The 12249-nt window shown below is 55.3% G+C and carries 16 protein-coding genes; 12 read left to right on the top strand and 4 right to left on the bottom strand.

Going from position 1 to position 12249, the window contains the following annotated elements; genetic code table 11:
• Positions 1 to 13: 13 nt before the first annotated feature.
• Positions 14 to 448 carry a hypothetical protein gene (locus K3729_10015; GenBank protein UWQ97822.1) on the bottom strand — a complete coding sequence of 145 codons (435 nt, stop codon included), beginning with the start codon at positions 446 to 448 and terminating at the stop codon, positions 14 to 16.
• Between the two features lie 177 nt (positions 449 to 625).
• On the opposite strand from K3729_10015, the gene K3729_10010 reads away from it, so the two are divergent.
• Positions 626 to 1564 (top strand): aldo/keto reductase, encoded by a 939-nt coding sequence (locus K3729_10010; protein UWQ97821.1) that lies wholly within the window; start codon positions 626 to 628, stop codon positions 1562 to 1564.
• On the opposite strand, the gene K3729_10005 is transcribed toward K3729_10010, so the two are convergent.
• Positions 1561 to 1830, bottom strand: a complete 270-nt coding sequence (locus K3729_10005) for a hypothetical protein (protein UWR01008.1) — start codon at positions 1828 to 1830, stop codon at positions 1561 to 1563. The two genes, K3729_10010 and K3729_10005, sit on opposite strands and share 4 nt — an antisense overlap.
• 262 nt (positions 1831 to 2092) lie before the next feature.
• Between K3729_10005 and phnC the strand changes: the two genes are divergently transcribed.
• The 6 genes from phnC (at position 2093) to K3729_09975 (ending at position 7391) form a co-directional block, all read left to right on the top strand.
• Entirely contained in the window at positions 2093 to 2908 is an 816-nt protein-coding gene (phnC, locus tag K3729_10000) for a phosphonate ABC transporter ATP-binding protein (protein ID UWQ97820.1), read from the top strand.
• Positions 2909 to 2965: 57 nt separating this feature from the next.
• Entirely contained in the window at positions 2966 to 3877 is a 912-nt protein-coding gene (gene phnD, locus K3729_09995; protein UWQ97819.1) for a phosphonate ABC transporter substrate-binding protein, read from the top strand.
• Positions 3878 to 3938: 61 nt separating this feature from the next.
• On the top strand, positions 3939 to 4814 hold the full coding sequence (gene phnE / locus K3729_09990; protein ID UWQ97818.1) for a phosphonate ABC transporter, permease protein PhnE: 876 nt from the start codon (positions 3939 to 3941) through the stop codon (positions 4812 to 4814).
• Entirely contained in the window at positions 4811 to 6124 is a 1314-nt protein-coding gene (phnE, locus tag K3729_09985) for a phosphonate ABC transporter, permease protein PhnE (protein ID UWQ97817.1), read from the top strand. Before phnE (K3729_09990) ends, phnE (K3729_09985) begins: the two co-directional genes overlap by 4 nt.
• Positions 6124 to 6771 (top strand): SDR family NAD(P)-dependent oxidoreductase, encoded by a 648-nt coding sequence (locus K3729_09980; protein ID UWQ97816.1) that lies wholly within the window; start codon positions 6124 to 6126, stop codon positions 6769 to 6771. The genes phnE (K3729_09985) and K3729_09980 overlap by 1 nt, the downstream gene beginning before the upstream one ends.
• Positions 6771 to 7391: a chloramphenicol acetyltransferase gene (locus K3729_09975; GenBank protein ID UWQ97815.1), complete on the top strand. Its 621-nt coding sequence runs from the start codon at positions 6771 to 6773 to the stop codon at positions 7389 to 7391. Before K3729_09980 ends, K3729_09975 begins: the two co-directional genes overlap by 1 nt.
• Before the next feature lie 27 nt (positions 7392 to 7418).
• Here the strand turns inward: K3729_09975 and phnF are convergent, their stop codons facing one another.
• Complete coding sequence (gene phnF / locus K3729_09970) at positions 7419 to 8138, bottom strand: phosphonate metabolism transcriptional regulator PhnF (protein ID UWQ97814.1); 720 nt, start codon at positions 8136 to 8138, stop codon at positions 7419 to 7421.
• Between the two features lie 81 nt (positions 8139 to 8219).
• On the opposite strand from phnF, the gene phnG reads away from it, so the two are divergent.
• From phnG to K3729_09955, 3 genes are read left to right on the top strand one after another with little or no spacing between them, the layout of a single operon-like run.
• Complete coding sequence (gene phnG, locus K3729_09965; protein ID UWQ97813.1) at positions 8220 to 8675, top strand: phosphonate C-P lyase system protein PhnG; 456 nt, start codon at positions 8220 to 8222, stop codon at positions 8673 to 8675.
• The gene (gene phnH, locus K3729_09960) at positions 8675 to 9244 is read left to right on the top strand and encodes a phosphonate C-P lyase system protein PhnH (protein ID UWQ97812.1); all 570 of its coding nucleotides are present in this window, start codon (positions 8675 to 8677) and stop codon (positions 9242 to 9244) included. The genes phnG and phnH overlap by 1 nt, the downstream gene beginning before the upstream one ends.
• Complete coding sequence (locus K3729_09955) at positions 9235 to 10323, top strand: carbon-phosphorus lyase complex subunit PhnI (protein ID UWQ97811.1); 1089 nt, start codon at positions 9235 to 9237, stop codon at positions 10321 to 10323. The genes phnH and K3729_09955 overlap by 10 nt, the downstream gene beginning before the upstream one ends.
• 2 nt (positions 10324 to 10325) lie before the next feature.
• Here the strand turns inward: K3729_09955 and K3729_09950 are convergent, their stop codons facing one another.
• A complete protein-coding gene (locus K3729_09950) occupies positions 10326 to 10589 on the bottom strand; it encodes a hypothetical protein (protein UWQ97810.1) in 264 nt (87 codons plus the stop codon).
• A 22-nt stretch (positions 10590 to 10611) separates the two neighbouring features.
• Here K3729_09950 and K3729_09945 point away from each other — a divergent pair, with 22 nt between their 5' ends.
• Both K3729_09945 and phnK read left to right on the top strand, forming a co-directional pair.
• Entirely contained in the window at positions 10612 to 11481 is an 870-nt protein-coding gene (locus tag K3729_09945) for an alpha-D-ribose 1-methylphosphonate 5-phosphate C-P-lyase PhnJ (protein UWQ97809.1), read from the top strand.
• Positions 11478 to 12248, top strand: coding sequence for a phosphonate C-P lyase system protein PhnK (gene phnK / locus K3729_09940; protein ID UWQ97808.1), 771 nt, complete (start codon positions 11478 to 11480; stop codon positions 12246 to 12248). Before K3729_09945 ends, phnK begins: the two co-directional genes overlap by 4 nt.
• The last annotated feature ends 1 nt before the right edge of the window (position 12249 follow it).

Raw genomic sequence — 12249 nt, 5'->3', positions numbered from 1 at the left:
TAGGCCCGAAACATTAGCCTTCGAGGAAGGCCTGCGCTGCAAGGACCGCTTCCGCCATCCCGTCAAAGAAACCTGGAACGGTCACATCAACCAACGCCGGTTGACCGTCGCCTGGCACGTAATCCTCGGGCGCTTTGCGGGTCGGAAACTTCGGATCAGACATCGCAAGCAATTCACGGTGGCTGGCTCCTTTTCCGTGTTTGATCACGTTTACTGCCAGATAATACTGGTAAACCCGTTCTGCCAGATCCGCCTCACCCGCCTCAATCAACGCGGACTTCAACTTCCGTGAAAACGGGCCACGGCGGAAATGATACTGCATCCGCGCCTCAAACGCACCGAACGTATCCACGGCAATCGCTTCAAGCGCCAATGCGTCGCCCGCTGCGTCTTTGGCCTTTTCCTGCGCCGTGCCAATAAGTTCAGGTAAGCTTTGTGTCGCGGACATGATGCATTCTCCGTTTGTGTTACCTGTCCATACGCTATCAATTGCAGAAAGATAATGGGCGTTGTCATGAAAAGACGCTTCCGTTTCGCTTATCCGGCGCGATTGAGAAACGTGTCACAAATCTCTTTCCATTCTCGGGTATCGCCGCCTAGTAGCGATCTAAAAAAGGCACCCCAGATGACCAAATTGCAGACAATCAGCGGGAACGACGCATCTGGAATGTGTTTTGGTTGCATGCAGTTTGGCGGGACTGCCGACAAAACCGTCAGTCACGAAATGTTTGATCTATGCCGTGCGCGGCAGGTCAATTTTTTTGATACTGCACACACATACACAAGCGGTGCATCTGAACGCATGCTGGGGGAATTCGTTGGTCGTGAACGCGATGAAATTATCGTAGCTACAAAGGCCGCATATACCGGAGGGAGCAGTTCAGAAAACATCCTGACACAGTTTGATGAAAGCCGTTCACGTCTGAAAATGGATGTCGTGGATATTCTATATTTGCACCGCTGGGATCCGCAGACAGCATTGGATGAAACGTTTGATGCGCTCGCCAAGCTGCAACAATCCGGCTTGATCCGTTATATCGGCGTGTCGAACTTTGCAGCGTGGCAGGTTATGAAGGCGCAAGCGGCAGCCGAGCGTTTTGGCGTTAGAATTGATATCATCCAGCCAATGTATTCGTTGGTGAAACGACAAGCAGAGGTCGAACTGTTCCCCATGGCGATGTCAGAGAACATCGCTGTGGCATCCTACTCTCCACTCGGGGCAGGTCTGTTGACTGGGAAGTACAGTGCCGAAGTCACGGGCCGGCTTTCGACGGATCAACGCTACGCAGCCCGCTATGGCCAATCGTGGATGCAACGCACAGCCGACGCGCTTACTGACCTTGCAGCCGAGATAAACGTTGATCCGGCAACGCTTGCCGTGGCGTGGGCTGCATATCATCCTTCGGTGACAGCCCCGATCATCAGTGCGCGGAACGCGACGCAGTTGAATGCATCCTTGGCGGCACAAAACGTGCTTATGACCCCGCAGCTTTATGCACGAATAGAAGCGTTGTCGCTTCGCCCTGCCCCAGCGACAGACCGATTGGAAGAAACAACGCCTTAAGCCGGGTTATTATCTGTGGCTTCCCAATGTTCGCCAAGTGCGACAATGCACGACGTGCCATTGGCGTAGGTTTGAACAACCATGAAATCGCCCGTCCCCGCCGTGACCCAGACCTCAAGAACCGTTTCCGGTCCCCGTAAGCCTTGCCCCTGACGTTCGGCCCCCATCACATCAGTCAAGGTTTCGTTCAAGCGCGCGCTGTCATCGCAAGTCAGGTCGGAAAAGTTCGCCTGCGCAATGCCCGGTAATGTCGCAATCAAGCACAATAAGTAGAAAAAGTGTTTGGACATACCGAAAGGATAACCAGACATGCATCAAAATGTAACGGTTTTATGAAACTATTTGCATAAAATCGTCTGCAACGAGGGATATTCGCCGCCGTCCCTTCCAAGCGGGAACTTTGCAACCTCCCAGACATGGACTGATTTTCTGTCATGATTCTGTTTCGAAAGCTTCAAGAACTTGAATCAGAACCGTCACGTCGCTGTCGTCTACCATCCATATCCATCGCCCAAACATGGGGGCGATATGCTAACTATAGATGCACTAACAAAGCGTTTCGGCGACAAGACGGCCGTTCATGCGGCCAGTATAACCGTTGAAAAACCGGCTATGATCGGGATCATCGGCCGCTCTGGTGCTGGCAAATCGACACTGTTGCGAATGGTCAATCGGTTGAATGACGCAACCGAAGGCACGATCACTTTCGAAGGTGAAGACATCACCGGATTGCGCGGGGCCGCCAAGCGGGATTGGCAGTCACGTTGTGCCATGATTTTCCAACAGTTCAATTTGGTGCCGCGCATGGACGTCGTATCAAACGTCTTGCACGGAACGTTGAATAAGCGGTCCACTTTCGCGACCCTATTCAATCTATATCCTCAGTCCGACATCCACCGCGCAATTGAAATTCTTGATCGCTTAGGGATTGCCGAACAGGCACCAAAACGTGCCGAAGCCCTATCTGGTGGGCAGCAGCAACGCGTCGCGATTGCACGGGCATTGATGCAGGATCCCAAGATCATTTTGGCAGATGAACCGATTGCGTCGCTTGATCCCATGAACGCGCAGATCGTCATGCAATCCCTGCGCACGATCCACGAAGAAGACGGTCGCACGGTTATTGCGAATTTGCACACGTTGGACACTGCACGACGGTATTGTGACCGTGTGATTGGCATGCGGGACGGCCGGATCGTGTTCGATGGCACACCCGAACAACTGACCTTTGGCGTTGCCCGCGACATCTACGGCGCAGGCGCGGATTTTTCCGAAGCCGCCACATCCACCGAAATTGAAACACTGGACAGCAAAAAGGCCCCCAAAACGGGTGCCTACGCCTAAGCCAGTCACGTCCCGCTTCTTTCGCGGGCCACCTTCATCAACCCTACGGAGATAACGATGAAAAAGACCCTCGCAATGGCGCTTGCCGCCACAACAGCACTGAGCACAGGCGCGGTCGCGCAAGACATCACAGAATTCCGTATCGGTATTCTGGGCGGTGAAAACGCGCAGGACCGCATGAACAACTACGAATGCATGGTCAATTACACGACTGAAGCGCTTGGCGTTGAAACAAAGCTTTTCGCACCTGCGGATTACAACGGCGTCATCCAAGGCCTGCTCGGCGGCACAATCGATATGGCATGGCTTGGCGCATCGTCTTACGCTGCAACATACTTGCAAGACTCTGAAGCGGTCGAGCCTGTCCTGATCAAAGTGAACCTAGACGGTTCTGTCGGCTACCACTCCATCGGCTTTGCGCGCGTTGACAGTGGCATCACATCGCTGGACGATATGGCAGGCAAGGCATTTGGTTTCGGTGATCCGAATTCCACATCCGGTTACCTGATTCCATCCATCGAAATCCCGCAGTACAAAGACGGTATCACCATGGAATCCGGTGACTACTTCGGTGAAGTCAAATTCACTGGCGGTCACGAGCAAACAATCGTCGCAGTCAACAATGGCGACATTGACGGTGGTGTCACTTGGGCGGATGGCCAAGGTAACTGGGAAGACGGTTACAATTCTGGCGCACTGCGCCGCGCCGTTGATGCAGGTCTCGTTGACATGAACGACCTCGTGCAGATTTGGCAGTCAAACGTGATCCCTGAAGGCCCGGTTGTGCTGCGCAGCGCACTGCCGGAAGAGGTGAAGGTCAAAATGACAACCCTGGTCGACGAACTGTTCGAAAACGACCCTGATTGTGCTTACGGCGTCGCGGCTGGTGACACACTGGGCTTCCAGCCTGTCACCCACGAGATGTACGAAAGCATCGTCGCTGCACGTCAATCCGTGATTGGTAACTAATCCATTTTTATGACGCATCCGGTAGCCCTGCGGGGCTGCCGGTTTTTCGTTTGGGGGCCCCATGGCAGAAACAGCATTCAGCGGCGCGCCGCAAACCGTTGGCAACATTCAGTCGACCTATATGGCGCAAGTCCAGCGACGCAGGCTCTATGGCGGGCTAACATTGCTGATCTTTGTTGTCCTGATGGTGTCCGGATTTAACATTGCGGACGACCGGAACGCTGGCGGTTTCTGGGATGGCTTGCACCAGATCGGCGATTATCCCGCCGATGTTTTGTCAGAAGCATGGGAAAAACGAGCGGAATTGCCTGCCTTGGTGTTCAAGTATTTTCCGGCTCTTATTGAAACGATCAACATCGCGGCGGTTTCGACCCTGCTTGGGGCGATTGGCGGTTTGTTTCTTTCTCTACATGGCACACGCGGGTTGGCAAAATGGCCCCGTTTGATCCCGTTGTTTCGCCGTATTTCCGACATCATGCGCGCAGTGCCGGAAATTGTCGTCGCCCTTGTTTTGATCTTTGTCCTTGGGGGCGGGCCCGTGCCTGCGATGATCGCTATTTCCATCCACACGGCTGGCGCATTGGGAAAAATGTTCTCAGAAGTCTCCGAGAATGCTGATCTGAAGCCGCTTGAAGGGTTGGCCTCAACAGGCGCTACGTGGTCACAACGGATGATACTTGGCGTGCTTCCACAGGTCGCACCAAACTACATCAGCTACGCGCTTTTGCGGTTCGAGATCAATATTCGCGCCTCCGCCATCCTCGGGTTCGTGGGCGCTGGTGGATTGGGCTACGAGTTACGCAATGCGATGGCATGGGGACCCGGTCGATTTGACGAAGCCGCAGCCATCTTCGTTCTTCTATTCGGCACAATCGTATTCTTCGACCAAGTGTCCAGCCGCTACCGCAATCGTTTGACCGAAGGACAAGCCCAATGACCGCGATCGATCTGGATACAACAAAGCTTGAGGCTGAACAGATTTTCCAGCGCAAGCGACTGATTGGTTTTGGCCTGCCTGCCGTGATCTTCGCCTATCTCGTCTATATCTTCTTTGCCTTCGATCTGGCCGGTCTCGCGGGACGCGCCAATGTCGACAATGCAAAGACGCTGACGTCGGACATCTGGTCGTATAAGGTACATGTCACGCGCAACAACCGCTCTGGCGAAATCAGCTACGCCGTCGAAGGCGAACGCAAAGGCACTTATCCGGATGGCGAACGTCCCGCATGGGTCAGCGGCAATGACGTGATCGCAATTGATCTCGGCGCAGATCACATCGTGCGATATTTGCCCGACAACCGTACAGAGATTGATGTGCCGGGATTTCCGTTGATCAAGGTGCAAGCCGAAGGCCGCACGGTGACAAGCAACCTGCCTGACGATCTACCCGATTGGATTTCTGCCTCCGACCGCCGCATTGGCATCACAACAGACGAAGGGCGCATCACGCTAACTGGCGCGCGGACAGAGGTTTTCAATTACTTCGCAGGGTGGGAACTGTTTTGGTTTACGCTCGACAGCCCATACCATGGCGAAGGCATCGGCATGATCCTGTTCGGGGAACGGCTCGATCCTGCGCGCAGCAACATTGCGGGTGCCATGTCGGACTGGTGGAACAACAAGATGTGGCGGCACAAGGACGTCGCGTGGGCCATCGGAGAGACGATTTTGATGGCATTTCTTGGTACGATGGGTGCGGCGATGGTCGCGTTGCCCTTGGCCTTTCTGGCCGCCAAGAAATTTTCCCCAGTCATGGTCTTGCGTGCCGCGACACGCCGCCTGTTCGACTTCGTTCGCGGCGTCGATGCGCTGATCTGGACAGTCGTTCTTGCCCGCGCCTTCGGCCCCGGCCCACTGACTGGGTCATTGGCGATCTTGATCACGGATACGGGCACATTCGGTAAAACCTTTTCCGAGGCGTTAGAAAACGTCGATCAAAAACAGATCGAAGGGATTTCTTCCACCGGTGCGAAGCCGTTACAACGCTACCGCTTTGGCGTGATCCCGCAAGTGGTTCCGGTTTTGCTGGCGCAGGTTCTGTATTTTCTTGAATCCAACACGCGGTCGGCTACCATCATTGGGGCGATCACTGGTGGCGGCATCGGCCTGATGCTGACCCAAGCGATCCAAACCCAAAAAGACTGGGAAGAAGTCGCATACTACATCGTGCTGATCATCCTGATGGTGATGTTTATGGATTGGTTCTCGGGCTGGTTACGCAGCAAATTGATTGGACGCAAAGATTAATGGCAAACATTCTCATCACGGGCGTTAACCGCGGCATAGGGGCAGCTTTGCATCAAGCTGCGTCTGCTAATGGTCACCACGTCATTGGCACCACGCGCGATGGTCGAAACGGGACAATCGCCTTGGAACTGTCCGACCCTGCCGCAGTTGCAAATCAGTTACGCGCACTGCCGCAGATTGACGTGCTCATCAACAACGCTGGTATTATTGGTCCAGTGTCTGATCGGCAGTCTCCGCTTTCGATGGACTGGCGCGGAATGAGCGAAACGTTCGCCATCAACAGCATCGCCCCGCTCGCGGTGGCGCAGGCAGCACTACCAGCATTGCGAAAATCAGAGCGGCCCAGAATACTGACAGTTTCAAGCCAGATGGCCAGCTTTGCCACCCCTAAATCCAACCAGATCGCCTATCGTGCCTCCAAGGCTGCGGTTAATAAAGTGATGCAAGGGCTGGCAGTTGAACTGGAACCAGAGGGGATCCCTGTTGTCGTGATCAACCCAGGTTGGGTGCGAACGGATATGGGCGGCACAGGTGCGGACGAAGACCCTAACGATGTGGCCCAAGGAATTTTGGCCATAATGGAACGGCTGACGATAGAAGATACCGGAAAGTTCCTTCGGTTCACCGGCGAAGAGTTCGCCTACTAATGGCACGTTTGACTGCGAATGCGCCATTCTTTCACCCCGAATGCGAGATCACGGATAGCACCTTTGGTGCCTTTGTAGAGATCGGTAAGGGCAGCCGCGTGAATAACGCATCCTTCGGCGATTACAGCTATTGCGACCGTTATGCGGATATTGCTAATGCGCAAATCGGCAAGTTTGCGAATATCGCGGCGTTTTCGCGGATCGGCGCGACGGATCATCCTTTGGATACGGCGTCTTGCCATCATTTTCTATACCGATCCGATGATTATTGGGACGACGCGGATCGTGATGTAGATTTCTTTACGCACCGCAGCTCCCGCGTTGCACATATCGGTCACGACACGTGGATTGGTGCAGGCGCTATGATCAAGCCAGAGGTCACGCTCGGCCACGGGGCTGTTGTCGCAGCGGGCGCAGTCGTGACGAAGGATGTCGCGCCTTACACAATCGTTGCAGGGACACCCGCGACGCCACTTCGCCACCGCCAACCCAAACCAATTGCGGACCGGTTGATGGAACTAGCGTGGTGGGATTGGTCGCATGAAGATCTGCGCACCGCGCTCCCAGATTTTCGGTCGATGTCGGCTGAGGCATTTCTTGAAAAATATGAGACCGCTTAGCGTTCGACACAATCAACCTCGAGCGGTTCAAGTTTCAATCGTTAAAGTCACACGATCCCCTGCAAAGTAGGTCCGCCCGTATTCGATCGCGGTTTTAGCATCATCGACGTTGACACTGCTGGACCGCAGCAGTGGATCGCCTTCATGAACCTGCAGATGCAGCGCTTGGGTGGCATCGGCGCGCACGGCCGTCAGGCGCGTCGACGCACGTGCAAAATCTGCAACACCGCAAAGCGCCAACGCATCGGTCACGCTGCTTGTTTCTTTGAATGCATCAAAAATGCCATTGACCCGCGACAGCGGGAAAAGACTTTCGAACAGCGCAATCGGCTGACCGTCTGACAGTGACAAACCTTGATATACGCATACCCGATCACCAGGGGCGATATTCAGCGCAAACGCCTCGCCGTCGGATGCCGCACGTTCTTCAAGATGGATCACCCGTTTCTCTGGCCGTCGTCCTGCCGCGATCAGGTTTTCGTGGAACCGGACCCGTTTGCCGATGGCGTAATCCGTTGGCGTGGCCGCAACAAAAGCACCCGCGCCGCGCCGCGTGCGCACCAACCCTTCATCCACAAGCGCCGAGATGCCGTGACGCACCGTATGACGATTAACGCCGAACCTTTCGGCCAAAGCGGCTTCGGTCGGCAGCTTGTCACCGGGGGCATAACGGCCTTCAGCGAGGTCTATGCGAAGCGCAGATGCAATCGCTTTCCAAACGGGGGTCTTGGGGACTGTGTCACTCAAACTTCACAAATCTCTTCTATCGGAAAACGCAAAATATGGTAAGATATGTATAGTTGTATAGATGAAAGACAAGTTGTCGAGATGAAAGATACATTCGATACAGAAAACCCCCGCAAAGTCTGGATGGGACTGTTGGCCAAAGCGCCTGAGGGTCGTGTTTCTCAGTTGTTGGATACGCATTTGACGCGCCCCAGCTTCACATGGCTCCGCGCCCCCGAAATCGGCAGTACGATGGTGCAAGGCCGCGCTGGCGGGACTGGTTCCCCCTTCAATTTGGGTGAAGTAACCGTGACCCGTTGTGCTTTGACCCTTGCGACGGGCGAAGTCGGACACGCCTATATTCAAGGGCGCAGCAAGCCAGATGCAGAAGCCGCGGCACTGATTGATGCGATGATGCAAACGACACAAGCAGACGACGTGCGTGCCGCTGTGCTGTCCCCGCTCGAAACGGAAGCGATGGCGCGCAAGGCGCACCGCGCCGCCAAAGCTGCCGCAACGAAGGTCGATTTTTTCACGATGGTGCGGGGGGACGACTGATGGACGCGCAAACGTTAAGCGGTGGGTTTGCCGACCCAGCCATACAATCCGCACATGCCTTTCGAAGCGTCATGGAAGCCATGGCAAGACCCGGCACCATACAAGACATCACCGGGGCCGAACCCCCTGCCCCTTTATCCAAAGCCGCTGGCGCTGTTCTACTGACCCTTTGCGACGCCGACACGCCGGTTTATCTGGCCGGAGATACTGATTGCGCGGACGTACGGTCTTGGTTGGCGTTTCACACCGGTGCACCAGTCACGGGGCCATCACAGGCGATGTTCGCAGTCGGCACGTGGGGCGCACTTGGACCATTGTCGGCTTATCCAGTGGGCACGTCGGAATACCCAGATCGGTCTGCGACGCTTATCGTCGAAAGCGACACACTATCGGGCAATTCGGTGTTGAACGGACCCGGCATAAAACAAACCGCACAACTGAACTTGCCCGAAACCCCTGCGTTTCAATTGAACCACAAACTATTCCCGCTCGGTCTGGATTTCATTTTCACATTCGGCGATCAACTAGCAGCCCTGCCGCGTTCAACGGAGGTGTCGTCATGTACGTAGCTGTCAAGGGTGGCGAACGTGCCATCGAAAACGCACATGCGTGGTTAGCCGAAGAACGACGCGGCGATACATCCGTCGCTGAACTGAGCGTTGCGCAAATTCGCGAACAGCTTAGTCTTGCGGTGAACCGCGTCATGGCCGAAGGGTCGCTCTATGATCCGGACCTTGCCGCTTTGGCGATCAAACAAGCACGGGGTGATTTGATCGAAGCGATCTTCCTGATCCGCGCCTACCGCACGACATTGCCGCGCTTTGGCTCTTCGCTTCCAGTGGACACAGGTGCGATGGCGTGCGACCGACGCATTTCTGCGACGTTCAAAGACCTGCCAGGTGGTCAAATTCTAGGCCCGACGTTCGATTACACGCACCGTTTGCTGGACTTCAAACTGGCAGCAGATGGTGAAATTACAGACGCCCCGACGCGCGACGTCGAAGCTGCGGCGGTGCCACATGTGACCGACTTCCTAAATCAGGAAGGACTAATCGAAGACGCCCCACTCGACGATACCTCTCCGCCCGATCTGACCCGCGAACCTTTGGAAATGCCAGCGGAACGCGCGCTACGACTGCAAGCGCTCACACGATCGGACGAAGGATTCACGCTCGGCTTGGCCTATTCCACACAGCGGGGGTACGCCCGCAACCACGCTTTTGTGGGCGAGCTACGGATCGGAACGGTGCCTGTTGAAATGGATATCCCAGAACTGGGATTTTCCGTGGAAATTGGCGAAGTGACCCTGACCGAATGCGAAACCGTCAATCAGTTCAAAGGCTCCAAAACGGAACCCCCCCAGTTCACGCGCGGATACGGATTGGTCTTCGGCCAGACCGAACGCAAAGCGATTTCAATGGCTTTGGTGGACCGCGCATTACGATGGGAAGAGCTAGGCGAAGATAACGAAGGCGCACCCGCGCAGGACGCTGAATTTGTGCTGTATCACGCAGACAACATTCAGGCGACGGGGTTCCTCGAACATATCAAACTGCCACACTACGTCGATTTTCAATCCGAGCTCGAACTGGTGCGCAAACTGCGCCGCGACGCCGGCGCGGATCAAATGCAGGAGGCGACAGAATGACGTTAGTCGCCACCACCACCGTCTCCTCCGCCGTCGCCACCAAAATCGCCCCAAGAACTACTGTCGCTATGCCATACACCGCCGGGTTCTTCGGGATGCTTGGACGATCTACGTTCGCTGCCGTCAAAATCGGTCCAGACGTAGACACCGGCGCTATCATCGCGGCGCAACGACTGTTTGCGGCGCTTATGCCGCCGATCACTCCAGAACCCGTATGTCAAAACGGCGGCACCGAGAGCTGCGAAGAAAACCCATTCCATACTCATTATACCTTCCGAGGCACTCATCATGTCTAACTACAATTTCGCATATCTTGATGAACAAACCAAGCGGATGATCCGCCGCGCGATCCTGAAAGGTCTTGCAATACCGGGATATCAGGTCCCCTTCGCCTCACGCGAAATGCCGATGCCTTATGGTTGGGGCACGGGTGGTGTGCAGGTGTCTGCCGCCGTCTTGACTCCTGACGACACGTTTAAGGTCATTGACCAAGGGGCGGACGACACGACCAACGCCGTCTCGATCCGCACGTTTTTTGAACGCACAGCGGCAGTGGAGACAACCACCGAGACCAGCGAGGCAAGCGTGATCCAAACACGCCACCGCATTCCCGAAGAACCGCTGACTGAAAATCAAATCCTTGTCTATCAGGTGCCCATCCCGGAACCCCTTCGGTTTCTGGAACCACGCGAGAGCGAGACCCGCAAAATGCATAGCCTCGAAGAATACGGGCTGATGCATGTGAAACTTTACGAAGACATTAGCCGTCACGGTCATATTGCGACGTCTTATGCCTATCCGGTAAAGGTTGAGGGCAGATACGTGATGGACCCATCGCCCATTCCAAAGTTCGATAATCCGAAGCTCGGTGATATGGCGGCGATCCAACTGTTCGGCGCGGGGCGTGAACAACGCATCTACGCATTGCCACCTTACACGCAGGTAGTGAGTCTCGATTTCGAAGATCATCCATTTGAGGCCACAAAAGCGGATCATGTGTGCGGGCTTTGCGGGTCTGACGAAAGCTACCTCGATGAGGTGATCACCGATGATCAGGGCGGCCGTCTCTTTTGCTGCTCTGACACAGATTATTGCATGGGACGCCGCAACGCTGGCCATTTCGGGCCCGCATCAACTGAAAATGAGGCCGCAGCATGACGCCGCTTTTATCCGTTCAAAACCTAACCAAACACTACGGTGCGCATATTGGTTGCGCTGATGTGTCGTTTGACCTGTACCCCGGTGAGGTCATGGGCATTGTCGGGGAAAGTGGTTCTGGAAAATCCACGCTCCTCAACAGTATGGCAGGTCACTTGATCCCTGACGCTGGCGCGGTCGTTTTTGATACCCGCGCAGACGGCCCCAAAGATACCATCACGATGTCCGAACCCGAACGCCGGATGTTGGGCCGGACCGATTGGGCCTTTGTCCACCAACACGCCCGCGACGGTTTGCGCATGGGTGTCAGCGCTGGCGGCAACGTCGGTGAACGCCTGATGGCCGTGGGCGAACGCAATTACGGCGACATTCGTGGCAAGGCGGTTGATTGGCTGGGTCGGGTCGAAATCGACGCCAGCCGCGTAGATGACCGCCCCACAACGTTCTCGGGCGGCATGCAACAGCGGCTACAGATCGCGCGTAATCTGGTGACAGGTCCACGGCTGGTTTTCATGGATGAACCCACGGGTGGTTTAGACGTGTCCGTTCAAGCACGCCTGCTTGATCTGTTGCGCGGGCTGGTACGCGACATGGGATTGTCTGCGATCATCGTGACCCATGACCTTGCCGTTGTCCGCCTATTGGCCGACCGGTTGATGGTGATGAAAGACGGGCACGTTGTCGAAGCGGGTCTGACCGATCAGGTGCTTGATGACCCACAACATGCTTACAGCCAACTTCTTGTTTCCTCTGTCTTACAGGTATGAC

The sequence above is a fragment of the Rhodobacteraceae bacterium S2214 genome (assembly GCA_025141675.1).
GTDB lineage: Bacteria > Pseudomonadota > Alphaproteobacteria > Rhodobacterales > Rhodobacteraceae > Yoonia.
The sequence above is the reverse complement of the archived record's forward strand: the minus strand, read 5'-3'. Positions and strand labels throughout refer to the sequence as shown.